The sequence below is a fragment of the Microbacterium sp. Z6_144 genome (assembly GCF_057197625.1).
Genome location: NZ_JBXVPT010000002.1, coordinates 173,912 through 197,755, shown reverse-complemented (window position 1 = coordinate 197,755; position 23,844 = coordinate 173,912). Strand labels below are relative to the sequence as shown.

Genomic DNA, 23,844 nt, shown 5'->3' with positions numbered 1-23,844 from the left:
AGGTGGGGTCGGGCGAGTGGATCGCCCGACCCCACCGGCTACTCGACTGTCAGCTCGCCGGAACGACGAACCACGCGAGGTCCGCGGTTCCCGCGGTGGGCACGTGCGCGGTTCCCGTGATCTTCGTGTCGTCAGAGATGTACGGGTAGGAGCTGTGCAGGATGTTGCCCGTCCAGGCGAGCTCCTCCGTCGCGTAGCGGTACACGTCGGCGATGGCTTCCTGCTGTTCGTCCACCGGTGCTGCCAGAGCCGCCTGACGCAGTGCGTCCAGGTCGGCGTCGCGGACCTCGAACGGATTGAGCTGGTTCGCCCCACCGTAGAAGCTGTTCATCACGGTGAAGGGGGTGAGCTGCCCGTAGCCGTAGTACGTCACCGGGAACTTCTTGGCCAGGATGTCGCTGATGGCCTGGCCCTTGTCCGAGTAGACCTCGAGGGTCGCGTCGACCCCGATGTCGGCCCAGTTCTGGACGACGGCCTGCATGAGGATGTCGGCCGTGGGGCTCGTCTGGTCCACGCCGACGGTGAAGCTCAGTCCGTCGACTCCCGCCTCGGCCAGCAGGTCGCGGGCACGGTCAGGGTCGTACGGGTAGGCCGCGTTGACATCCTCATCGAAACCGAGAGTGCCGGACAGCGCCAGCTGCGAACCCGCCGTTGCCGTGTCACCGAACGCTGCCTTCGCGATGCTCTCGCGGTCGATGGCGTAGTTCAGCGCCTGGCGCACGCGCACGTCGGCGAGCTCGGGAACAAGCTCACCCGCGCGGTCGACGAAGTTGACACCCAGCAGGCCGAGACCCACCAGCTCGACGTGTAGGCCCGCTGCCGTGGCCGCTTCGTAGGTCGCGGCGTCACCGCGCGTCAGGTCGGCCTCACCGTTCTGCACTGCCTGAAGCGCGGCGGCGGAGTTGGCGACGACCTTGATGACGACCTCGTCCCAGGCGATGCGGTCCTGGTCCCAGTACTCCTCGTTCGGCGTGTAGACGTACGTGTCGTTGGCGACCGTGCGCTCGCTGTCCAGAACGTAAGGACCGGCACCGAAGGTGTTGCTCTTGAGTGCCTCGGGGTCTTCCAGTCCAGCCGGGCTGACGACCGAGCCGAGCAGGACGCGGTTGCTCAGCATGGCGGGCAGCGCGGGGTTGGGAGCCGAGCTCTCGAAGAGGATCGTGTTCTCTCCGCTGACCGTGATGGACTCGAGCGAGTCCCAGTACGTGGCAGCGTTGACGCCGCTCGCGCGAGCGTACTCCAGCGATGCGATGACACCCTCGGGGGTCATCTCTTCGCCGTCCGAGAAGGTGACTCCCTCGCGCAGAGTGAGCTCGAGCTGCTGGTTGCTCTCGTCCAGGAACTCCCACTCCGTGGCGAGGTCGGGAATGAGCTCACCTTCGGGCGAGATGCGGATGAGGGAGTCGTAGGCGAGGTTGACGAACCAGTTGTTCTGCGGATCGACGTTCTGCAGGTACGGGTCCAGGCTCACCGGCGGAACGGTGGAGGCGACGGTCAGGACCTTCGGGCTGTCGTCCTCTTCGCCTTCGGTGCTGCCCGCGTTGCCGCCACCCCCGCACGCGGTGAGAAGAAGAGCGACGGCGCCGACGGCACCGACGACGGCGAGGCCGCGCTTGCGCCGGCTCGGTGGGCGGAATTTCGGAGATGCGAACATAGGTGGTTGCTCCATGTGATTGTGATGGTCGCCCGGCGGGTGACGGGGGTGTGGGAACGAGGTACCGAACCTCCCTTCGGTGCTCGTGGTGCTCTCAGGTCGCGGGAACAGGAGGAGCCAGCGTCTCCCAGACGCGTCGCCGTTCCCGCTGCACTTCGGGATCCGGGTACGGCTCAGCGGCGAGCAGCCGCTGCGTGTAGAGCTCTGTCGGGCGGGTGTAGACGTCTTCGGTGACGCCCTGTTCGACGATCCGACCACGACTCATGACGGCGACCCGCTGGGACAGGAGGCGCACGATGGACAGATCGTGGGCGATGAAGAGATAGGAGACGCCCGTCTCGGCCTGAATGGCCCGGAAGAGGTTGGTGATCTGCGCCTGCACCGACAGATCCAGCGCCGAGACGGGCTCGTCGCAGATCACGAGCTTGGGGCTGGCCATCAGGGCGCGCGCGATGGCGATCCGCTGCTTCTGCCCGCCCGAGAAGCTCCCGGGCATCCGATCCATGGCCGCGGCCCCGAGCCCGACCCGGGTGAGCAGTTCCTGGGCGCGGTCGATCGCGACGGAGCGCTTCATGATGCGGTTCGCCACGAGCGGTTCGATGAGGATCTGCCCCACCTTCTTCGCTTCGTTGAGCGAACTCCGGGGATCCTGGAACACCACCTGCAGCTCGGTGCTGATCGCGCGGCGCTCTCGCCGCCCGATGTGAGTGATGTCCTCGCCCTGGAAGACGATCCGGCCGCCGGTAGGGCGAGCGAGCCCGAGGATCGCCCGCCCTACGGACGACTTGCCGGATCCTGATTCCCCGACGATTCCGAGCGTCTCGCCCACCCCGACGGTGAAGCTCACGTCGTGGACGGCGGTGAATGCCTTCCGGCCGGAGCCGTACGTCACGTCCAGGTTCTCTACGGTCAACAGTGGCGCGGTCATGTCGTCACCTTTTCCTGCTCGGCGGCCCTGGCCTGCTCGCGCTCCATGATCGGGGTGAGGAAGGAGCCCTCGATCACGGGCAGCTCCTTGCCAGGCTCGGCCCCGTGCGGGTTCGACTTGAGCAGAGCCGCGGTGTACGGATGCCGGGGGCGCGCGAAGATGTCCGCGGTGTCGCCGGTCTCGACGATCTCGCCCTTGTACATGACCATCACGCGATCGCAGAGGTCCGCGATCACGCCCCAGTCGTGCGTGATCAGCAGGAGCGACATACCGGTCTGTTCCTGCAGGCGACGGAGGAGACTGAGGATGCCGGCCTGGACGGTGACATCCAGCGCCGTCGTCGGCTCGTCCGCGACGAGCAGTTCGGGGCGGCCGGCGAGGGCGAAGGCGATGGACACGCGCTGCGCCATCCCACCGGAGAGTTCGTGCAGGTATTTCCTCGCCACCGACTCGGGGTCGGGCAGCTCGGTGAGGCGGAGAAGCTCGATCACTCGCTCGCCGGCCTGCGCCTTGTCCAACCCGTCGTTGAGCCGGACGGCCTCGCGCAGCTGGTCGCCGACGCGGTGGTTCGGTCCCAGGGCGACCATGGGCTCCTGCGCGACGTAGGCGATGCGCTTGCCCCGGTACTTCGACAGCACGCTCTCGGTCTGCCCGACGAGCTCGGTGCCGTCGAATCGCACCGACCCGGCGGTAACGACCGCGCCCTCACCGACGACGCCGAGGATGCCGAAGGCCACCGTCGTCTTGCCCGAACCCGACTCGCCGGCGACGCCGAGGGTCTCCCCTCGCCGGATGTCGAAGGAGGCCTCCCGCACGATGGGAACGATGTCGTCGCCCGCCCGGTAGCCCACGTCCAGCCCCCGCACCGACAGGAGAACGCCGTCCGCCGGGTCCTCCCCCGTGGGCTGCGGGACGCGCCGAGCGCGCGAGGGTGCCTTGGTGAGCTTCGACTGCCCCCAGCCGAATGAGCTGGCGTCGCGCACGGAGTCGCCGATGACGCCGAAGGCGAGGGCGGTGAGCGCGATGACCAGCCCGGAGGGGAACAGCATCCACGGGGTGGAAGCGATCACCTGGGCTGCCTGGGCGATCATGTTTCCCCAGCTCGGGTCGGGGATCTGCACGCCGAAGCCGAGGAAGCTGAGCGCACTCTCCACGATCAGGGCCTGCGCGGCGAAGACTCCGGCCTGGACGATGATCACGCCGCGCGAGCGCGGAAGGACGTGGGAGAAGATGATGTACAGCGGCGACAGCCCCGAGACCCGGGCGGCGTCGACGAAGAGTTCGTTCCGCACGGCGATCGCACTCGCACGGACCATCAGGATCAGCACCGGGGACGCGAGGGCGCCGAAGACGATCATCGCCAGGAACGTGTTGCCTCGGTACACCGAGAGCACGACGAAGAGCACGATGATGTTCGGCAGCGCGATGACGATGCTGACGACGGCCATGACGACACGGTCGGTCCAGTTGCTGAAGTATCCCGCGATGAGACCGAAGACGAGGCCCAGCACGACGTAGACGACGACCGCCGCTCCCACGGCCATGAGAGTGGGGCCGGCACCGAACATCAGGCGCGACAGCACGTCGCGGCCGAGCTGGTCCGTTCCCAGCCAGTGGGCCGCTGTCGGACCCTGCGACCCGTTGGCCAGGTCGTTCTCCAGCGGGGAGTACGGGGCGATCATCGGCGCGAGCACGGCCGCTCCGACCACGAGGACGAGCCAGCTCACGGAGAGGATCAGTCCGACGGATGGGCGACGCCGCGGGCGCCGGCGGGTCGCGAGGGCGATCGCGACCGTGGAGTTCGGGTTGGTCAGGCTCACGCGAGTGCCCTCACTTTGGGATTGAGCAACGAGTACAGAACGTCGGTGAGGACGTTGGCGATCAGGATGATGACGGTGAAGGCGAGGACGGCCCCCTGCAGCACGGCCAAGTCGTGGTTCAGTGTCGCGCGGGCCACGAGCGATCCCATACCGGGGATGGCGAAGACCGACTCCAGGACGACCGTGCCGCCGATCTGCGTGACGAACGTGGCCGAGACGGCGGAAAGGATCGGAATCGCGGCATAGCGGAGCCCGTACTTCATGATGAGCGTCCGCGGCGGCATGCCATTGGCCTGCATGAAGCGCATGAAGTCCCGGCTCAGCGCCTCCGACATGGACTCGCGCGCCTGCTTGGCGATGAGGGCGAGCCCGGCGAAGGAGAGGGCCATCACGGGCATCACCAGGTGCAGGAGCCATTCGCCGACCGAGACGCTGGGGGAGACATAGCCGACCGAGGGCAGGATCTGCAGCGTGCCGGCGAAGAACACGATCAGGATGAGTCCGACCCAGAAGTTCGGCAGCGAGATGCCGAGCATCCCGATGGAGTCGAGCACACGTGCGGCCCACCCCTTGCGGACGGCGGCGTACACGCCGAACGCGACGCCCACGACGGTGGCCACGAGCGTCGACAACAGCGCCAGAGACAGCGTGGGCCAGATGCGCTGATCGAGACTGCGCACGATCGACTCACCGGTGTACAGCGAGACTCCCAGGTCGCCGCGGAAGATGCCGGCCAACCAATCGAAGTACTGCTCCCAGATGGGACGGTTCAGTCCCAGTTCCTCGTTCAGCGCAGCGACCCGCTCGGCGGTCGCATTCTCACCGAGGATCGACGTGGCTGCATCTCCGGGGACCATCGATGCCAGCACGAAGGTGAGCGCGGTCATCACGAAGAGGACCGGAATCGCCAGGGCGATTCGTCTGAGGATGATCCCTACCACTGACTCTCCCATTTCTCCGGCGCGAGCGCCGTTGCGCTACGTTGCGCTATTCCACCCGATTCAGGTTTCCCGCACGTTTCGTGCGTGAGGCGATATAACTCGGGGTCGCCTGAAGGCGAGCAGGACACGGACCCGCCGTCGAGCACGCTACCTTTTGTAGCGCCGCAGCGCAACGTTTAGCAATGCGTTGCGCTAGACTTGTGTTTCCGTCCGAGAGCGGCTGGTCCTCGCGCCGCTGCGTCGCGAAAGGCCACTATGCCCACCTCCACCGGCGGCGATCTGCTCGTCTCCGCCCTCCGCAGTGAGGGCGTCTCCACCGTCTTCGGCCTTCCCGGCATCCAGCTCGACCCGGTGATGGAGGCGATGTACCAGCAGCGTGAGGACATCGACTTCCTCGCCGTCCGTCATGAGCAGTCGGCGACCTACATGGCCGATGGGTACGCCCGCGTCTCCGGGGAGCCGGGTGTTGCCATGGTGGTCCCGGGGCCGGGCGTGCTCAACGCCGGGGCCGGCCTGGCGACCGCGTACGCCTGCTCCTCCCCCGTGCTCCTGATCGCCGGCTCCATCGAGTCGTCGATGCGAGGCCGGGCGCTGGGAGCGCTGCACGAGATCCCCGGGCAGAGCGAGCTGCTGTCCTCCCTCACCAAGTGGTCGGCGATCGCCCGCCATCCGGACGAGGTGCCCGAGCTGGTGCACGAGGCGTTCTTCCACCTGCGCTCCGGGCACCCTCGACCCGTCGCGCTGGAGGTGCCGCCCGACGTCATGCGCGCGACGACCACCGCGCAGACCGGTTCTCCCCGGACGCCCCACCGCATCGCCCCCGACCCCGCAGCCGTCCGCCACATCGCGGAAATGATCGGTCGGTCCCGGCGGCCTCTCCTGTACGCCGGCGGCGGAGCGCTCGCCTCGGATGCCGGTACTCCCCTCATCGCCCTGGCGGAAGCACTCGGCATCCCGATCGTGACCACGCGAAACGGGCGCGGCGTGCTGGATACGCGTCATCCGCTCGTCTTCGACCCGCTCTCCCTCCGTCGCTTCTCCCGTGACGCCGACCTCGTCATCGCCTTCGGCACGCGCCTGGGAAGCGGCGACGGAGGCGCCTCCGAGATGGGCGACGCACCTCTGGTCATGGTCAACGTCGATCACGGGGCGTTCCGCTTCCCACGCCCCGTGGACGTGCCGCTGTACGCGGATGCCGCATTGGCGGCCGAGGCCCTCCGCGCGGAGATCGACGCCTCGGGCGCGCAGACCGAGTTCGAATGGGGCGACATCCCCGCGCAGATCGGCGCCTGGACCACGGAGCAGTTCCAGGTCATCGCACCGCAGATGGAGTACCTCGCCGCCATCCGGACCGCGCTCCCGGACGACGGTGTGCTGGTCAGCGAGTACACGCAGGTCGGATACGTCGCGAGCATCGCCTTCCCCACCCACCGCCAGCGAGGCTTCATCTCCCCGGGATACCAGGGCACGCTCGGCTACGGCTTCGCGACCGCGCTGGGCGCCCAGGTCGCCGCCGGCTCCTCCCCCGTCGTCTCGATCAACGGCGACGGAGGGTTCTCGTGGACCCTTTCGGAGTTGTCCACCGCCAAGAAGTACGGCATTCCCCTCACGGTGGTCGTCTTCAACGACGGCTACTTCTTCAACGTCCACCGGATGCAGCGGGAGAACTTCGACGCCCACCACATCGCGACCGACCTCACGAACCCCGACTACGTCGACCTGGCCCGCGCGTTCGGCATCGAGGCTCAGCGCGTGCACGGGCCCGCCGATCTGGGGGAGGCGATTGCGGGAGCGACGAGGTCGGGGCGGCCGCACCTCATCGAAGTCGCGGTCGGGGAATTCCCCAGCCCCTGGCATCTCATCGACATTTGACCTTCTCGACCACACCCGGAAGCAGGCGACGATGATCAACGACACCGACCAGGCGGAACTGGAGCGAGTCGTCGCGCGGGCCGCGGCGGCAGCGGCGGGGATGGCCGAGACCAGCCCTGGCCTGCGTGCGGCCGCACTGACCGCAGCAGCGCACGCGCTCGAATCGCATCGTGACGAGCTCGCGCGGATCGCTGCCCCCGAGACGGGCCTCAGCCTGGACCGGCTCACCGGCGAGGTCACTCAGGCCGCGGTGCAGCTGAAGATCCATGCCGGCGCCGTGAAGAAGGGCGAGTTCCTCGACGCGCGGATCGACCTGCCCGATGACGACTACGGCCTCGGGCCGCGTCCGGATCTCCGCCGTTACCTGGTGGCGGTGGGTCCCGTGCTCAACTTCGCCGCGAGCAATTTCCCCTTCGCCTTCTCCGTCGCCGGCGTCGACACCGTCGCGGCGCTCGCGGCCGGTTGCCCCGTGATCGTGAAGGCTCACCCGGGCCACCCCGAGACATCGCTGCGCACCTTCGATCTCCTCGCTGCCGCGCTGGTGGGAGCAGGGCTCCCCGAGCACTCGGTGCAGGTGGTGTTCGGGCAGGAGGCGGGACTGTTCGTGCTTCGGCATGAGAGCATCCAGGCCGCCAGCTTCACCGGATCGGTTCGAGCGGGGACGCACCTGGCGCGCATCGCGGCGGAACGTCCTCGGCCGATCCCGTTCTTCGGCGAGCTGGGAAGCGTGAACCCCGTCGTCGTCACTGCGGCGGCTGCGGCGGAACGCGGCGGTGACATCGCCCGCGGATTCGTCGAGGCGTTCAGCTGGTCGGCCGGGCAGGTGTGCACGAAACCCGGTGTGCTGATGGTTCCGCGCGGATTCGACTTCGACGCCGAGTTCCACGCGGCGGCGGTGGGCGCCGATGAGCACCGCCTCCTCCACCCCGGCATCGCCTCGGCTTTCGCCGAGCGTCGCGTCGACATGTCCGGCGTCCGCGGCATCCGCATCATCGCGGCGGGTGACTACCGTGCGGACGAGGACGGCCACGGGTGGGTGCGCCCGACCGTCCTGGGCACGGACATCGACACCCTCCTGCGCGACCCCGCGCTCCCCGACGAAGCGTTCGGTCCGCTGGGCCTCGTGGTCGAGTACGACGACATCGCCCAGGTGGATGCCGCCCTCGCTCAGCTGTTCACCGGCAACCTCACCTCGACGATCATGCGCAGCCCGTCCGACGACCTCGAGCAGCTGCGCGCTCTCACCCTGACGATGCAGGCGCGCGCGGGGCGGGTCGTCTTCGACGCCTGGCCGATGGACGTGCACATCACGTGGGCCCAGCAGCACGGCGGCCCCTGGCCCGCCTCGACCAACGACTCCTCGGTGTCGACATCGGTGGGACCGTTGGCCGTGCGCCGCTTCCTGCGCCCGTCCGCGTGGCAGGACGCCCCGGAGGAGCTGCTGCCCGCGCCCCTTCAGAGCGCGAACCCGTGGGGCGTGCCGCAGCGGATCAGTCGACCCGGCGAGAGCGCGACCTGGCCGGTGTGACACCCCGGTGCCCGCGCGCCCCCCGGCGCGCGGGCACCGGCCTCACTCGCGCAGATCCAGCCAGCGCACCTCGTCGGCCGTGAGCTCGATGCCGAGCGCATCCATCGACGTGCGCGTCTCGGTCAGCGTGCGCGGGCCGAAGAGCGGGAAGGTGGGGAACGGCTGGTGCAGCACGTAGGCCAGCGCGATCGCCGTGGCCTGCACCCCCCGGCCCTCCCCGAGCTCGCGCGCGCGGCGCAGGCGCTCGAAGTTGCCCTCGCCGTAGTAGCACCGCACGAGCTGCTGGTCCGAGAGGTCGGCCCAGTCCCCTCTGCTGAAGAACCCACGCGCCTGGGAGGACCACGGGAACAGCGCGGTCTGCGTCCGCTCCAGCCACTCCTTGGACGCGGGGTCCGTCGCATGGCGGCACCCCGCCCACGGCAGGTCGTAGGCCTCGGCCAATCCGAAGTGATTGCTGAGCAGGGTGAACCCCTGCTTGCCCTGGGCGGCGGCGTACGCGTTCGCCTCGTCGATGCGCTCGATGCTCCAGTTCGAGCCCCCGAAGGCACGGATCCGCCCGGCGCGGTAGTGCTCATCCAGGACGTCGATGAATTCGCCCACCGGCACGTCGGCGTTGTCCCGGTGCAGGAAGTACAGGTCTGCGTGGTCGGTCTGGAGCCGATCGAGGCTGGTCAGCAACTCCGTCGTGACGGCCTCGGGATTGCAGTTCGGTGTGTGGGCGCCCTTGGCGATCACCACCAGGTCGTCGCGGTTGCCGCGGGTGCGCATCCACTGGCCGAGCAGAGTCTCCATGATCCCCCGCCCGTACTCGTGGGCGGTGTCGAAGGTGTTGCCACCCTGCTCGACGTAGTCGTCGAACATCACGGTGGCCTGCGCGAGCGTCCGCTGGTTGTCCACCCCCATCACGAGGCGGGAGATGTCCTTGTCCACACCGGGGACGCGGCCGTAGGACATCGCGCCCCGTCGGGGTGGGCGCACGCGTCCGCTCACCGGCGGCATCGACGCATCACCGCGCTCGAAGGGATACTGCACGGACAACGCATCCCGCCACCGTTGCTGCAGGTCGGCCACACCCTGCGTCTCGCTCCACGGCATCTCCGGTGCCTGACCGGATCCGCCGGACGCGGCCTCGGCGAGGGCGTCCGCCTCCAGAGCGTACGCCGCAGCGGGCGGGATGCGGATCTCCTCGACTGGTTCGCCGCTGCGGGACACCAGGATCACCGAGTCTTCGTCGGAACTCGGAACCCACGGCGCGGCGACGGTGATGGTGCCCCCACTACCGACCACGCGCACGCGGTGCGGTTCGCGCAGCTTCACTCCGGTGGTCAGGTGGGCGGAGATGGGGCCGAACCCGACGGTGGCCGTGGCCCACTCGTCCACGCCCGTGGATCCGACGGTGCCGGACGCCGCGAAGCTGGTGGGGACGGGCGACTCGCCCGCGGCCAGTACGACAGCGCGTGCCAGCGAGAGCGGGTAGCCGCCCACGTCGAGGATGCCGCCGCCGGCGAGATCCGCGTCCAGAAGGCGTCCGCTCGTCGCCGGGGTGTGGAAGGAGAACGACGCCTCGACGTGCGCGACCCGGCCGACGGCGCCCTCGCGGACGAGTTCGAGCAGGCGCACCGTTTGCGGGTGGAAGCGGTACATGAAGCCCTCGAGCAGCGCCACGCCGTTGCGGCGGGCCGCTTCGATGATCGCCATCGTGAACGGCGCGTTCGGAGAGAGCGGCTTCTCGCACAGCACATGCTTGCCCGCTTCTGCCGCCTTGATCGCCCACTCGGGATGCGACGTGTGGACGGTCGAGATGTAGACGGCGTCGACCTCGGGGTCGCGGAGAAGTTCTTCATAGTCGGCGTAGCTGCGTTCCGCGCCGAACTCGTCCGCGAATCGCTTCGCACGATCACCGTCACGGCTGGCCACGGCCACCAGTCGGCCCCGCCGGCTCTGGGGAAGTTCCCCCGCGAAGCTGCGCGCGATGGTGCCCGGTCCGATGATTCCCCAGCCCAGTACGTCGTTCGTCATCGTGTGTCCTCCGTCATGTCGGGTTCTCGCCCTCGCCGCGCAGGCAGCCATGACGTGCTCGGCGTGAAAGCGGTGGGCTGCATCGAGCGCATTATCCACACAACTTTACACAATCAGTGCGTATGTGTTGCGTGCAAGAATGTCGACCAGGCCGTAGACCGCCGCGAAGGGGACCCCCGATGAAGCACACGCCGCACTTCATGCTCGAGGACGTTGCCGAGGTCAAGCGCCTCGTTCGGGAGAACCCGTGGGTCACCATCGTGTCCCCCGTCGGGGGGTCGGTCGTCGCGTCGCACTACCCCGCTCTCCTCGAGGAAAGCGGCGAGGACACGATCACTCTGGTCAGCCACGTCGGGCGGCCGGACGAAGAGCTCCACGAACTCGGGCACGCAGATGTGCTCATCATCGTGCAGGGGCCTCACGGCTACATCTCGCCGAGCTGGTATCCGTCCGGCGGGTTCATTCCGACGTGGAACCATGTGACCGCCCACCTCTACGGGCGCCCGGAGATCCTCTCGCCGGAGGAGAACTTCCGGTCGCTGAACCGACTCGTCGAGCACTTCGAGATGCCGGTGGCCAACCCCCGTGGCCTCTCGCAGGATCTCGACTTCGCCCACGGGATGGCGCGCGGCACCGTCGGGATCCGTATTCCGATCACCCGCTTCGACGCGCGCCTCAAGCTCAGCCAGAACAAGTCGGCCGACGACGTGCAGGGAGTCCTCGCCGGGCTCGAGGGGACCGGGCCGTACGCCAACCTCCCCCTCGCCGGGGAGATGCGCCGCGTCCACGGCTGACCTGCGCCTTCATCCGCCCCCCGTCGGAGCGCTCGCCCGCGAGGCCCGCTGTTGCGCAATAGATCTGTAGTGATGCGTACACTGGCGCCCATGGATCCTGCCTTCCCCGACCACGCGCGCGCCATCGCGAACTACCGACGGCTCGTGCGGATCCCGACGATGTCGCGGCTGGACGCTGCGGACGTGGACTGGGCGCCGTTCGACGAGTTCCTCCGGGTTCTCCCCGAGCTCTACCCCGCCCTGTACTCGGCGCTCGAGCACGAGGTCGTGAAGGGGCACTCGTTGCTCTTCCGATGGCGCGGCACCGACGACGGGCCTCCGTCGGTTCTGATGGCCCATTACGACGTCGTCGGAGCCGGCGACGACGGGTGGAGCACCCCGCCCTTCGCCGCCGAGGTGATCGGCGAGGGCGCCGACGCAACCGTCGTCGGACGCGGCGTCATCGACGACAAGGCATCCCTCGTCGGGATCCTCGAAGCCGTCGAGGAGGCGGTGCGGGCCGGGCGCACCCCGCGCAACGACGTCTTCCTCGCGTTCAGCCACAACGAGGAGATCCTCGGCGATGCCACCCCCGCGATCGTCGACCTGCTTCAGGGGCGAGGCATCCGCCCGGGGTTCGTCCTGGACGAAGGAGGCATCGTCGGCGAGAGCATCCTTCCCGGTGTCCCCGACGACGTCGTCTTCGTCGGAGTGAGCGAGAAGGGCGTCGCGACGATCCGGCTCACCTTCACCGCGCCCGGAGGCCACGCGTCGGTGCCCCCCGAGGTGACCTCCACCGCGCGGATGGCGCGTGCCATCACCCAGATCGACGAAGCGGGTGGCGTTCCCGTCCTGAACGAGGTCACGCGGCGCATGATCTCCGCCATCGGACCGGCCGCCGACGGTCCAGTCCGCCGGGCAGCCGAGCTGCTGGACAGCGACGAACCGGCCGCCATCGCGGAGTTCGCCTCCGTGAGCCGTGACGCGCACGCGATGGTGCACTCGGCATCCCTGGTCACGATGCTCACCGCCGGCGAGGCTCCCAACGCCGTGCCCGAGCGCGCGAGCGCCGTCGTGAACGTCCGCGTGGCCGTGGGCCACCGCGCCGAGGACATGGTCGACCGGGTGATCTCCGCCATCAGCGACCCCGAGGTGGTGGTCGAGGTCGTACAGTGCCTGGATCCGGTGGTGCCGTCACAGTCGGACGGGCCCGTCTGGGAACGACTGGAAGAAGCCATCACGGCGGTGTACGGCGACGTCCTCGTCGTGCCCTATGTGAACAACGGCGGGACGGACAGCCGCAACTACAGCGTCATCAGCGACCACGTGTACCGGTTCAATCCGTACGCGATGACGCTGGCTGAAAGGCGCAGCATCCACGCGGTGGACGAAAGGCTCCGGCTCTCCTCGTTCACGGAGGGTCTGAGGTTCTACAGCGACCTGCTCCGGCGCATCTGATTCGGCGGCGCTACCGGCTCGACCCGGGCTCGACGGCCCGGGCGAGCTGGGCGAGCGAAGAGATCATCGCCCCCACGTGCACGTCCTGGTCGATGCCCTCGGGTGCGTCGGCCGCCTCGACCGTGACGAGCGTGCCGGTGGCCTCGGGCTCGAAGGTCCACGTCATCCGCATCGTGCCGGCGAAGGCGGGGTCGCCCGAGGGGAAGTCGACCTCCTCCACCACCCGACGCGGCGGGTCCAGCACGACGCGGCGAACGACGCTGACGTCGGTCTCGCGTGACGCTTTGCCGCCCCCTTCGGGCGGACGGTCGTAGGTGAGCACCATCCGGTAGCCGCGCTCGGCGTCGAACCCCTCCAGCCGCCCGGTCATGCCCTCCGGCGGAATCCAGGCCACGAACACGTCGGGATCGGTGAACGCCCGGAAGACCCGGTCGGGATCGGCGGTGATGTGTCGGGTGGCCCGCTCGGCTCGCATGGCGCCACCTTACGCGGCGCCGGTGCGTCCGCCCGCCGAACGATACCCGCGACCACGGCGGCGCGGCCCCCGGAGGGTGTCGGGGGCCGCGCGTACCCTGAGGACATGCCCGCGAGAAAGCCCGTCACCGCGTCGTCCTACCGGTGCACCGAGTGCGGGTGGACGACCCTGAAGTGGGCCGGCCGCTGCGGAGAATGCCAGCAGTGGGGCACGGTGGTCGAAAGCGCGGAGAAGACGGGCATCAACCGCGCGGTGACCGCGATCGCGCCGGGTGCGACCCGTGCCGCGCGCCCCATCACGGCTATCGACACCCAGGATGCTCCGCGCCGGACGAGCGGGGTCGGCGAGTTCGACCGCGTGCTCGGTGGCGGCATCGTGCCCGGAGCCGCGATCCTCCTCAGCGGCGAACCGGGGGTGGGCAAGTCGACGCTGCTCCTGGAGGTCGCCGCGCAGAGCGCACGCGCTGGCCGCCGCGTCCTGTACGCCAGCGCGGAGGAGTCCACGGCGCAGGTCCGGCTCCGCGCCGAGCGCACCGGGGCGCTCCACGACGAGCTGTATCTGGCGGCCGAGACCGACCTCGCGACGATCCTCGGACACATCGACGAGGTCGAGCCCGACCTGCTGATCGTCGACTCGGTGCAGACGGTGTCCTCGGCGCTCAGCGACGGCGCGGCGGGGCAGCCCAGCCAGGTGCGCGAGGTCGCCTCGACCCTCATCCGGGTCGCGAAAGACCGGTCGCTGCCGGTCATCCTCGTCGGGCACGTCACGAAGGACGGCTCGATCGCGGGCCCGCGCATCCTCGAGCACCTCGTCGACGTCGTGTGCCAGTTCGAGGGCGACCGGCAGACATCCCTGCGCTTCGTGCGCGCACTCAAGAACCGGTTCGGGCCGACCGACGAGGTCGGATGCTTCGACATGACGGGCGCGGGGATCGCCGAAGTGCCCGACCCGAGCGCGCTGTTCCTCGGGCACGGAGACCCGGTTCCCGGCACGTGCGTGACGATCGCGCTCGAGGGCCGGCGCGCCCTTCCGGTGGAGGTGCAGGCGTTGACCATCGACACGACGGCGCCCAACCCGCGCCGCGTCGTCAACGGTGTGGATTCCGCGCGCGTGGCCATGGTCCTGGCGGTGCTGGAGCGGCGCGCGGGCGTGAAGGTGTCGGACAAGGATGTGTACGTCTCGACCGTCGGCGGTGTCCGGCTGATCGAGCCGGCCGCCGACCTCGCGATCGCCATCGCCGTGGCCAACGCGGTGCTGAACCGCACCATCTCGCACCGGACGGCGGCGATCGGGGAACTCACGCTCACCGGGGAGATCCGGCCCGTCACGCAGTCCGCGCAGCGTGCGGGCGAAGCATCCCGGCTCGGGTACCAGACGGTGGTCGATGCGACCTCCCGCTCCATCGAGCGAGCGCTGCGCGACCTGCCCGTTCGACAGCGCCTCGACCGGGGCGATCCCCCGGGGTTCTGACCCCGGGTCAGCGACCCGGAGGGCCGGAGCGGCGACGCTGCTGCGAGAAGCCGAGAACGACCGGGATGACCAGGCCTGCCGCACATACCGCGCCGACGATGAGGTACTCCATTCGGCCGAGTCTGCCACTGACGACCCGGAAGCGCGACTCGGGCACGGGCGTTCCCGATCTGCGTCAGGCGTCGAGCGCAGCCAGGAGGTCGGCGGGCGAGGCCTGCATCGGGTGCGGCCCGGCGATGTCGAGGAACACCGTTGTGATGTCGTCGCGGTGCGTCTCGAGGAACAGGCGCAGCCACGCGGGCGACTGCAGCGCGACGTGCGGGGGCAGCGTCTCGGGCTTGTGGGTGGCGTCGCTGAAGAGCAGCAGGGCGATGTCGCCGGTGTTCGGGTCGCGGTAGGTCCACACCTCGCCCGCGTCCCGCGGGTTATCGCGGTCGCCGGCGCGCATGAGCGGAACGACGGTGGGCCCGTTGCGGAGGGCGAAAGCGACCGCGGCCATGTCCTGGGTCTGCAGAGCGTCGGTCAGCACGACGTTGCGGAACTCCAGTTCCGCGCCCTTCCGGCCCTTCTTCCCCGCCATCGTTCCAGCCTAACGGGGCCCCCGAACCGGCCGCGCTCAGCTCAGGAAACCCCTCAGCAACGCCTCCGTACCGGCGAGGTGATCGAGGACGGCGGCGGATGCCGCATCCGCCCGCCCCGCGAGGATCGCGGTGACCATCCGCTCGTGCTGGCTGTTGGAGTGCTCGATGTTGCGCGGCAGCAGCGGAAAGGTGTCGAGCCACGCGTTGATGCGCGCGCGATTGTCCACCACGAGCGGCACGAGCGATGGGATCCCGGCCAACTCGGCCACCGTGAGGTGCAGCAGCGTGTCGGCGCGGCGGTACTCGGTGGCGCCGGCCGACGCCGCCTCCTCATGGCGGGCCCACAGCGCATCGCGGTCTGCCGGGCCGAGCGCACGGACAGCCGCCGCCCGGGCAGCGCCCGCCTCGAGCACCCGACGCATCCCGAGCACGTCGTCGAGCTCCGCCGCATCCACCGCCGGAGGCCCGGCGGGGCGCGGCAGCGGGTCGGCGATGAACGTGCCGCCGTATCGGCCGCGGCGCGACTCGAGGAACCCGGCGTCGGCGAGCTCGCGGATGGCTTCGCGCACGGTGTCGCGACTCACCCGGTACAGAGCGGCGAGCTCGCGCTCGGGAGGAAGCGACTCGCCCGGCGCGAGCACGCCGAGGCGGACCGTCTGGACCAGGCGGGCCACGGTGTCTTCCAGCGCGTTGCCCTGCCGCACCGGCCGGTACACGGCTCGGCTCACATCCGGCAGCGGGGTGCCGGTCATCGCTTCGGATGCTGCGAGTGGGACGAGCGCATCGTCACAGCGGGGTCACGTACGCGTTGCTGATGCCACCGTCGACGACGAAGGCGGTGGCGGTGATGAACGACGCATCGTCGGAGGCGAGGAACGCGACCGTTGCGGCGAGCTCCTCCGGCTCGGCGAACCGGCCCATCGGCACGTGGACGAGACGGCGCTGCGCGCGCTCGGGGTCTTTCGCGAACAGCTCCTGCAGGAGCGGCGTGTTCACCGGCCCCGGGCAGAGGGCGTTGATCCTGATCCCCTGGCGCGCGAACTGCACACCGAGCTCACGGGTCATCGCGAGAACCCCGCCCTTGGATGCGGTGTAGCTGATCTGCGAGGTCGCCGAACCCAGGAGCGCGACGAACGAGGCGGTGTTGATGATCGACCCCGACCCGGCAGGCACCATGTGCCGCAGGGCGGCGCGCGAGCACAGGTAGACGCTCTTGAGGTTGACATCCTGCACGCGATCCCACGCCGGCAGCTCCGTCGTCTCGATCGAGTCGTCATCGGCCGGGGAGATCCCGGCGTTGTTGAACGCGATGTCCACGCGCCCGAAGTCGTCGGCCACCCCGTCGAACAGCGCGTTCACGCGTGCTTCGTCGGCCACGTCCACGGATCGGAAGACCCCGCCCACCTCGGATGCCGCGGCCTCTCCCGTCTCCGGATCGACGTCGGCGATCACCACGCGCGCGCCCTCGGCGGCGAACCGGCGGGCGGTGGCCAGACCGATGCCGCTCGCCCCACCGGTGATGATGGCCACCCGGTCTTTGAGGCGCTGGGTGAGATCGACGGTCATGCGTGCAGTCCTCTCGGTGGTGCCGGATGCGGCGGTCATGACGCGTCCGTGGCGAAGAAGACGTTCTTCGTCTCGGTGAAGTGCTCGGCCGCGTCGGGTCCGAGCTCGCGGCCGAGGCCCGACGCCTTCATTCCGCCGAAGGGCGTGGAGTACCGCACCGAGGCATGCGAGTTCACCGACAGGACGCCGCTTCGCACACCCCGCGACACGCGCACCGCGCGGCCCAGGTTCTCGGTCCAGATGGACCCGGCGAGGCCGTAGATCGTGTCGTTGGCCAGTCGAATGGCGTCGGCTTCGTCGTCGAAGGGAAGCACGGCGACGACCGGGCCGAAGATCTCCTCCCGTGCGATCGCGTCTTCGGTGTCAGCGAGGACCACCGCGGGCGCGAACCAGAATCCGTCGCCCTCCGGAGCCGAGCCGCGGTACGCGATGCGGGCGTCGTGGAGGTAGGACGCGACCTTCTCGCGATGCGCGGCGGAGATGAGCGGCCCCATCTCCGTCGTCTCCAGGGCGGGGTCGCCCACACGCCAGGCCTGTACGGCCGGTGCGAGCAGCTCGAGGAACCGGTCGTAGACACTCCGCTGCACGAGGATGCGGCTGCGGGCGCAGCAGTCCTGCCCGGCGTTGTCGAACACCGCGCCGGGGGCGCTGGCGGCAGCCCTTTCTAGGTCGGCGTCGTCGAAGACGATGTTGGCGCTCTTGCCTCCCAGTTCGAGCGTGACCGGCTTCAGCATCCGCGCGCACCCGGCCGCGACCTCGGTCCCGACCTCCGTGGAGCCGGTGAAGACGACCTTGTGCACATCGGGGTGCGACACGAACCTCTGGCCGACGACGGAGCCCGGCCCGGAGATCACCTGGAAGAGGCCCTCGGGAAGACCGGCCTCCCGGGCGAGCTCGCCCAGCCGGAGAGCGGTGAGCGGGGTGAGCTCGGCGGGCTTGAGGACGACGGCGTTGCCGGCGGCGAGCGCGGGCGCGAAGCCCCACGACGCGATCGTCATGGGGAAGTTCCACGGCACGATCACCCCGACGACGCCGTACGGCTCGTGGAAGGTGACATCCAGCCCGCCGGCGACGGGGATCTGCCGGCCGGACAGTCGCTCGGGCGCTCCCGCGGAGAAGTTCAGCACCTGGGCGACGTGGTTCGCCTCCCACCGGGCCGAGGAGATCGGGTGCCCGGAGTTGCGCACCTCCAGCGCGGCGAGTTCTTCCACGTGCGCCTCGACCACGCGCGCGAAGGCCCGCAGCCCGTCGGCGCGGGCGGCGGGTGGGAGCGCGGCCCAGGATCGCTGCGCCGTGACGGCGCGGGCGACGGCCGCATCCACATCGGCGAGGGATGCACGCGGGACCTCGCGGAACGGCGTGCCGGTGGACGGATCGATCAGGGTGAAGCTCACGCCGTCACCGGGTCCTTTCGCTGGGCGTATGCGGAGGCGGCGGCGACGAGCCCGAGGAACAGGCGCCGGTCGGCGGAATCCTCCTCGGGATGCCACTGCACCGCGACGAGGTAGTCGTCTCCGGGGAGTTCCACGCCCTGCACGAGTTCGTCGTCGGTGCGGGCGGTCACGATGAGGTCGCGTCCGAGCCGGTCGACGCCCTGGTGGTGGTAGCTGTGCACCGCCAGCTCACCGGTGCCCACGAGTGCGGCCAGGCGCGTGCCGTCGGTCACGGCGACGGTGTTCTCGGCGAACACTCCCCCGCCCAGCCGGTAGCGCTCGGTGCCCAGGGCCTCGGGAAGGTGCTGGTGCAGGGTTCCGCCGAACGCGACGTTGATGAGCTGCAGACCGCGGCAGATGCCGAAGACCGGGAGGCCGCGTGCACGGGCCCCTCGGAGCAGCGCGAGTTCCCACGCGTCGCGGTCGGGACGCGCGGGGTCGGTGAGCGGGTGGCGTTCTGCGCCGTAGAGCTCGGGTTGGACGTCGGCCCCTCCGGTGAGGATGAGGCCGTCCAGCCCGTCCAGGACGGCGTCGGCGGCGGCATCCGGACGCGGCTGCGGCGGCAGCAGTATTGCGGCGGCGCCGGAGGCGGTGACCGCGTCGAAGTACTGGTGCGGGAGGAACGACGCCCGCACGTCCCACACCCCCTGCTTTGCCTGTTCGAGGTAGGTGGTCAGGCCGACCACCGGCGTGCGGGTCACTGAGCCTGTCGAAGAGTCAGAGCCGCTCGAAGCCACGGATGCGCTCCCAATCGGTCACGGCAGCGTCGAAGGCTTCCACCTCGATGCGCGCCTGGTTGAGGTAGTGCTCGACGACCTCGTCGCCGAACGCGGCACGGGCGATCGCCGACTCCGAGAACAGCCGCGCGGCGTCGCGCAGGGTCGTCGGAAGGTGCTCGACGTCGGAGTCGTACGCGTTCCCGGTGAGCGGTGCCGGCAGCGGCAGGGAGTTCTCCACCCCGTAGAGGCCGCCGGCGATGATCGCCGAGATGGCCAGGTACGGGTTGACGTCGCCGCCGGGCACGCGATTCTCCACGCGCAGCGACGCGCCGTGCCCGACCACGCGCAGTGCGCACGTGCGATTGTCCACGCCCCAGGCGACCCCCGTGGGGGCGAACGATCCCTTCGCGAAGCGCTTGTACGAATTGATGGTCGGCGCGTACAGCAGCGTGAACTCGCGGAGCGTCGCCAGGATGCCGGCGATCCAATGCTCCATGAACGGGCTGAACCCGTGGTCACCGTCGCCCGACATGACCGCCGAGCCGTCGGCGCTGCGCACCGACAGATGGATGTGGCAGCTGTTGCCTTCCTTCTCGTTGAACTTCGCCATGAAGGTCAGCGATTTGCCGTGCGCGTCGGCGATCTCCTTCGCACCGTTCTTGTAGATCGTGTGGTTGTCGGCCGTCTCGACCGCCTCGGCGTAGCGGAACGCGATCTCCTGCTGCCCGAAGTTGCACTCGCCCTTCACGCCCTCGCAGTAGAGGCCGGCGCCCTCCATGCCCACGCGGATGTCGCGCAGCAGCGGCTCGAGCCGCGTCGTGGCGAGCAGGTTGTAATCGACGTTGTAGTCGGTCGAGGGCGTCAGCTCCGCGTACTTCTTCGCCCACGCGGCGCGGAAGGAGTCGTCGAACACGATGAACTCGAGTTCGGTACCGGCGAAGGCCACGAGGTCCTGAGCGGCAAGCCGCTCGCGCTGCGCGTTCAGGACCGCCCGCGGCGAAGGCCCGACGTCGGCACCACCGCCCACCCACCCGAGGTCGGCGATCACGAGCGCCGTGCCCGGCTGCCAGGGAAGGCGGCGCAGCGTCGACACGTCGGGGCGCAGCACCATGTCGCCGTACCCCTGGTCCCAGCCCGACATCGCGTACCCGTCCACCGTGTTCAGGTCGACGTCGACCGAGAGGAGGTAGTTGCAGGCCTCGGCACCGTTGGGGAGCACCTCGTCGCGCCAGAAGCGGCCGGCGACCCTCTTGCCCACGAGCCGACCCTGCGCGTCGGGGAAGGCCACGATCACCGTGTCGATCTCGCCCGCCTCGATCGCCGCATCCAGCTGCGCCGTCGTGAGATTGCCCGCCATGGGTGGTCCTTTCCTCGCCGTCGCGCCGCTCCAACTGTAATCAGGAACTTACATGCAAAGGTAGACAGCCCGACCAATAGGCCGCCACAATCATCCGCAAGGCGCGGCCGTGCGCCCACCCGATTCCTGCGGAGGTCGTATGTCTCAGCCCAGCGGTGCCGCGCGAAAGGTCGCCGGCGCCACCTATACCCGAGCCGGCGACGGCTACTTCGAAAAGCGCACGCTCAAGCGGTCGGCGGGGGTGTGGGGGCTGTGGGGACTCGCGGTCGCCGCCGTCATCTCCGGCGACTTCTCCGGCTGGAACTTCGGCATCGACTTCGCCGGCTTCGGCGGGATGCTGATCGCCTTCGTCATCCTGGTGGCGATGTACTACGGCATGATCTTCTCGATCGGGGAGATGGCCGCCGCGATGCCGCACACCGGCGGCGCGTACTCCTTCGCCCGATCGGCCATGGGGCCGTGGGGCGGCCTGGTCACCGGCGCCGCCGAGACCATCGAGTACGTCGCGACCACGGCCGTGATCGTCTTCTTCTCCGCGTCCTACGCCGACGCGATCACCGCAGAACTCCTCGGCGTCACCATCCCCGCGTGGGTGTGGTGGATCATCCTCTATGCCGTGTTCATCGCGCTGAACGCGGCCGGCGCGGCCATCTCGTTCCGCTTCGCGATCGTCGTCTCGATCATCTCCATCGGCATCATCCTGGTGTACTCGGCCATGGCCGTGTTCTCGGGGGCCTTCTCGTGGGCGGCGCTGTGGGACATCGCGCCCGACCCCGGCCAGACGGCGTTCCTCCCGCACGGCGTCCTCCCGATCCTGTTCGCGCTGCCCTTCGCAATGTGGTTCTTCCTCGGCATCGAAGAGCTCCCCCTCGCCGCGGAGGAGTCGCACAACCCCGTCCGCGACATCCCCCGGGCCGGCTTCTGGGCCCGCGGCACCCTCATCGTCACGGGCCTGCTCGTGCTCTTCCTCAACACCGGCGTGCTGGGGGCCGAGGCCACCGGTGTTGCCGGCGAGCCGCTGCTGGACGGGTTCCGCGCGATCGTCGGCGACGGGGCGGCGGCGGTGCTGGCCCTGTTCGCCCTGGTCGGACTGCTGGCCTCCCTGCAGGGCATCATGTTCGCGTACGGGCGCAACATGTACTCGCTGTCGCGCGCAGGGTACTACCCACGGTTCCTCTCGCTGACCGGCAAGCGGCAGACGCCGTGGGTCGCGCTCGTCGTGGGTGCCGCCATCGGGTTCGTCGCTCTCGTCGTGCTCGACGTCCTCACGCAGCTCAACGAGGATGCCGGGGCGGTGGCCGGCGCGATCGTGCTGAACATCGCGGTGTGGGGCGCGGTCGTCGCCTACCTGCTGCAGATGATCTCGTTCATCATCCTGCGGCGGAGGTTCCCGAACGCCGACCGCCCGTATCGCAGCCCGTGGGGCATCCCCGGCGCCGTCATCGCGATCGTCGTGGCGGCGCTCATCTTCCTCGGGTTCCTGCTCAACCCGACGTTCCTTCCCGCGATCATCGCGATCGCGATCGTCTACGCGGTTCTGCTCGTCGGCTTCGGCGCCTTCTTCCGTCACCGTCTCGTCCTCTCCCCGGAGGAGGAGTACGCCCTGTCCGGCGGCACGCACGGCGACCCGCAGGCGGAGGGGTACGACGCGATGGAGAGCGAGGTGTTCGGAGCCGAGCCCGATCGCAAGCTCTGAGCCGTCACATCCGGATGCCTCCACGGTGGCGGCGCCGGCCCGTCGAGGGAGAAGGAAAGAGGCCCTCTCGGATCCTCCAGTTAGGGGCTGGCGGATTCGAGAGGGCCTCGCGGTTCCTGCGGGTACGTGGGCCTTCGCGTTTGGGGAACGCTGCGACCGGCTGCTGGGGACAGCTTTACAATCCTCGATGCAAGAACGTATCCACTGTAGCTTCACGCGCGACGCACGTCTGTCCGCCATTTGGGGGACAAGACCGGGTCAATACAGGAGGAACGCGGCGGTGTTCGACGAGGAGATTCCGCCGATGGCGACGCTCAAATGGTACGTGGCCCCGCCCCCGGGCGCAGTGGGACGATCGCCTGAACAATTGTCCACCGACGATCGTGTGCGATCCCACGTCAGCGGCGCCGCACTCGTGGTCTGCTGACCCGCGGCGAGCAGGACGATCATGTCGCTCGGTTCGCTCTGGCAGTCCGTCGATCGCCACCAGACGTCCGACCCGCTGGAGATCGTGAAGGCCTGGGCGCTCGTGCCGACGTTGAGCGTGCAGTCGGCATCGCTGTGATTGGTGAGGCGGATGGAGAGCTGCGGGTGCTGTCCCGTCGCGTAGGACTGCTGATCGGACAGCGCCTCGATGGTCAGGTCACCGGGAAGGCAGCCCTCCGCGGGGGGCGGGGCCTCGGGGTCGGGCGCCTCCTCCGCGGGTTCGGCCTCGGCCTCCGGCTCAGCCTCCGCAGGGGCCGTCTCGGTCGGCGTCGCCGACGGGGTCGCCAATGACGTGGGAGTCGCTGTGGGCGTCGGCTCCGTGACGGATTCGGCGGCGCTTCGCCACGGCTGCGCCACGAACAACCACACCAGTCCCCCGATGACGAGGAGCGCGACGAGCACCAGCACCAGCCGGCGACGACGGTAGACCGCCGGGGAGTGCCGCCGACGCGGAGGAGTGCCGCTCATGCCTCCAGGGTAGGCGCGGTATCCCGCACCGGCCGGGCGGCACGCCCGATCAGGTGCGCTCCAGCGTCTTCAGCATCCGGGTGTTCCCGAGGGTGTTCGGTTTCACGTGGGCGAGGTCGAGAAATTCGGCGACGCCCTCATCGGGGCTGCGCACGAGCTGCGAATACACGTCCGGATCGACGACCTGCTCTCCGATCGGCTCGAACCCGCGACTGGTGAAGAAGTCCACCTCGAAGGTCAGACAGAACAGGCGCGAGAGACCCAGCTCCCGTGCGGAGTCCTCGAGCCCCTCGACGAGGGCGCGACCCACCCCGCGGTGCAGCCACTCGTCCACGACGATGAGGGTGCGGACCTCGCCGAGGTCTTCCCAGATCACGTGGAGGGCACCGCATCCGATGAGCGTGCCGTCGGCCTCGGCCACCAGGAACTGCTGCACCGACTCGTAGAGCACCACGATGTCTTTGCCGAGGAGGATGCGCTGCTGCACGTACGGCTCGAGCAGCTCATGGATGCCGCGGACATCGGCCGTGCGGGCCGGTCGGACGGTGAACTCGCTCATGCCCCCAGCCTAGAGTCGGCATTCGTCTGCGCCGAAACGAC

General features: G+C 69.4%; 20 protein-coding genes. 6 read left to right on the top strand and 14 right to left on the bottom strand.

The genetic code is table 11. The features are described 5' to 3' along the window. Window positions 1-49: 49 nt before the first annotated feature. The 4 genes from AC2DGY_RS13080 to AC2DGY_RS13065 all read right to left on the bottom strand — a co-directional run bounded on the left by AC2DGY_RS13080 (window position 50) and on the right by AC2DGY_RS13065 (window position 5,343). Window positions 50-1,654: an ABC transporter substrate-binding protein gene (locus tag AC2DGY_RS13080; RefSeq protein WP_484510188.1), complete on the bottom strand. Its 1,605-nt coding sequence runs from the start codon at window positions 1,652-1,654 to the stop codon at window positions 50-52. 94 nt (window positions 1,655-1,748) lie between these two features. Continuing rightward, window positions 1,749-2,582, bottom strand: coding sequence for an ATP-binding cassette domain-containing protein (locus AC2DGY_RS13075; RefSeq protein WP_484510187.1), 834 nt, complete (start codon window positions 2,580-2,582; stop codon window positions 1,749-1,751). Then, window positions 2,579-4,402, bottom strand: coding sequence for a dipeptide/oligopeptide/nickel ABC transporter permease/ATP-binding protein (locus tag AC2DGY_RS13070; RefSeq protein ID WP_484510186.1), 1,824 nt, complete (start codon window positions 4,400-4,402; stop codon window positions 2,579-2,581). The genes AC2DGY_RS13075 and AC2DGY_RS13070 overlap by 4 nt, the downstream gene beginning before the upstream one ends. Continuing rightward, window positions 4,399-5,343 carry an ABC transporter permease gene (locus AC2DGY_RS13065; RefSeq protein WP_484510185.1) on the bottom strand — a complete coding sequence of 315 codons (945 nt, stop codon included), beginning with the start codon at window positions 5,341-5,343 and terminating at the stop codon, window positions 4,399-4,401. The genes AC2DGY_RS13070 and AC2DGY_RS13065 overlap by 4 nt, the downstream gene beginning before the upstream one ends. A gap of 255 nt (window positions 5,344-5,598) precedes the next feature. Between AC2DGY_RS13065 and AC2DGY_RS13060 the strand changes: the two genes are divergently transcribed. Beyond that, window positions 5,599-7,215, top strand: coding sequence for a thiamine pyrophosphate-binding protein (locus tag AC2DGY_RS13060; RefSeq protein ID WP_484510184.1), 1,617 nt, complete (start codon window positions 5,599-5,601; stop codon window positions 7,213-7,215). After that, window positions 7,127-8,743: an aldehyde dehydrogenase family protein gene (locus AC2DGY_RS13055; protein WP_484510183.1), complete on the top strand. Its 1,617-nt coding sequence runs from the start codon at window positions 7,127-7,129 to the stop codon at window positions 8,741-8,743. The genes AC2DGY_RS13060 and AC2DGY_RS13055 overlap by 89 nt, the downstream gene beginning before the upstream one ends. A 42-nt stretch (window positions 8,744-8,785) precedes the next feature. On the opposite strand, the gene AC2DGY_RS13050 is transcribed toward AC2DGY_RS13055, so the two are convergent. Then, the gene (locus AC2DGY_RS13050; RefSeq protein WP_484510182.1) at window positions 8,786-10,762 is read right to left on the bottom strand and encodes an aldo/keto reductase; all 1,977 of its coding nucleotides are present in this window, start codon (window positions 10,760-10,762) and stop codon (window positions 8,786-8,788) included. A 179-nt stretch (window positions 10,763-10,941) separates the two neighbouring features. Here AC2DGY_RS13050 and AC2DGY_RS13045 point away from each other — a divergent pair, with 179 nt between their 5' ends. Continuing rightward, complete coding sequence (locus AC2DGY_RS13045) at window positions 10,942-11,556, top strand: FMN-binding negative transcriptional regulator (RefSeq protein WP_484510181.1); 615 nt, start codon at window positions 10,942-10,944, stop codon at window positions 11,554-11,556. A gap of 90 nt (window positions 11,557-11,646) precedes the next feature. Continuing rightward, on the top strand, window positions 11,647-12,993 hold the full coding sequence (locus AC2DGY_RS13040) for a M20/M25/M40 family metallo-hydrolase (protein ID WP_484510180.1): 1,347 nt from the start codon (window positions 11,647-11,649) through the stop codon (window positions 12,991-12,993). 10 nt (window positions 12,994-13,003) lie between these two features. Here the strand turns inward: AC2DGY_RS13040 and AC2DGY_RS13035 are convergent, their stop codons facing one another. After that, entirely contained in the window at window positions 13,004-13,468 is a 465-nt protein-coding gene (locus tag AC2DGY_RS13035) for an SRPBCC domain-containing protein (protein ID WP_484510179.1), read from the bottom strand. Between the two features lie 105 nt (window positions 13,469-13,573). Between AC2DGY_RS13035 and radA the strand changes: the two genes are divergently transcribed. After that, a complete protein-coding gene (radA, locus tag AC2DGY_RS13030; RefSeq protein WP_484510178.1) occupies window positions 13,574-14,938 on the top strand; it encodes a DNA repair protein RadA in 1,365 nt (454 codons plus the stop codon). 175 nt (window positions 14,939-15,113) lie between these two features. Here radA and AC2DGY_RS13025 read toward each other — a convergent pair whose 3' ends face one another. From AC2DGY_RS13025 to AC2DGY_RS13000, 6 genes are read right to left on the bottom strand one after another with little or no spacing between them, the layout of a single operon-like run. Continuing rightward, window positions 15,114-15,518 carry a dehydrogenase gene (locus AC2DGY_RS13025; RefSeq protein ID WP_484510177.1) on the bottom strand — a complete coding sequence of 135 codons (405 nt, stop codon included), beginning with the start codon at window positions 15,516-15,518 and terminating at the stop codon, window positions 15,114-15,116. Between the two features lie 36 nt (window positions 15,519-15,554). Then, a complete protein-coding gene (locus AC2DGY_RS13020; RefSeq protein ID WP_484510176.1) occupies window positions 15,555-16,271 on the bottom strand; it encodes a FadR/GntR family transcriptional regulator in 717 nt (238 codons plus the stop codon). Between the two features lie 34 nt (window positions 16,272-16,305). Continuing rightward, on the bottom strand, window positions 16,306-17,085 hold the full coding sequence (locus AC2DGY_RS13015) for a 3-oxoacyl-ACP reductase (RefSeq protein ID WP_484510175.1): 780 nt from the start codon (window positions 17,083-17,085) through the stop codon (window positions 16,306-16,308). Between the two features lie 35 nt (window positions 17,086-17,120). Continuing rightward, a complete protein-coding gene (locus AC2DGY_RS13010) occupies window positions 17,121-18,479 on the bottom strand; it encodes an aldehyde dehydrogenase family protein (protein WP_484510174.1) in 1,359 nt (452 codons plus the stop codon). Further along, window positions 18,476-19,219: a gamma-glutamyl-gamma-aminobutyrate hydrolase family protein gene (locus AC2DGY_RS13005; protein WP_484510173.1), complete on the bottom strand. Its 744-nt coding sequence runs from the start codon at window positions 19,217-19,219 to the stop codon at window positions 18,476-18,478. The genes AC2DGY_RS13010 and AC2DGY_RS13005 overlap by 4 nt, the downstream gene beginning before the upstream one ends. Window positions 19,220-19,235: 16 nt before the next feature. Further along, window positions 19,236-20,594: a glutamine synthetase family protein gene (locus AC2DGY_RS13000; protein ID WP_484510172.1), complete on the bottom strand. Its 1,359-nt coding sequence runs from the start codon at window positions 20,592-20,594 to the stop codon at window positions 19,236-19,238. Between the two features lie 139 nt (window positions 20,595-20,733). Here AC2DGY_RS13000 and AC2DGY_RS12995 point away from each other — a divergent pair, with 139 nt between their 5' ends. Further along, window positions 20,734-22,290: an amino acid permease gene (locus AC2DGY_RS12995; protein ID WP_484510171.1), complete on the top strand. Its 1,557-nt coding sequence runs from the start codon at window positions 20,734-20,736 to the stop codon at window positions 22,288-22,290. Between the two features lie 258 nt (window positions 22,291-22,548). Here the strand turns inward: AC2DGY_RS12995 and AC2DGY_RS12990 are convergent, their stop codons facing one another. Then, window positions 22,549-23,244, bottom strand: a complete 696-nt coding sequence (locus AC2DGY_RS12990) for a hypothetical protein (RefSeq protein WP_484510170.1) — start codon at window positions 23,242-23,244, stop codon at window positions 22,549-22,551. Between the two features lie 49 nt (window positions 23,245-23,293). Further along, the gene (locus AC2DGY_RS12985; RefSeq protein WP_484510169.1) at window positions 23,294-23,803 is read right to left on the bottom strand and encodes an amino-acid N-acetyltransferase; all 510 of its coding nucleotides are present in this window, start codon (window positions 23,801-23,803) and stop codon (window positions 23,294-23,296) included. Window positions 23,804-23,844 lie beyond the last annotated feature (41 nt).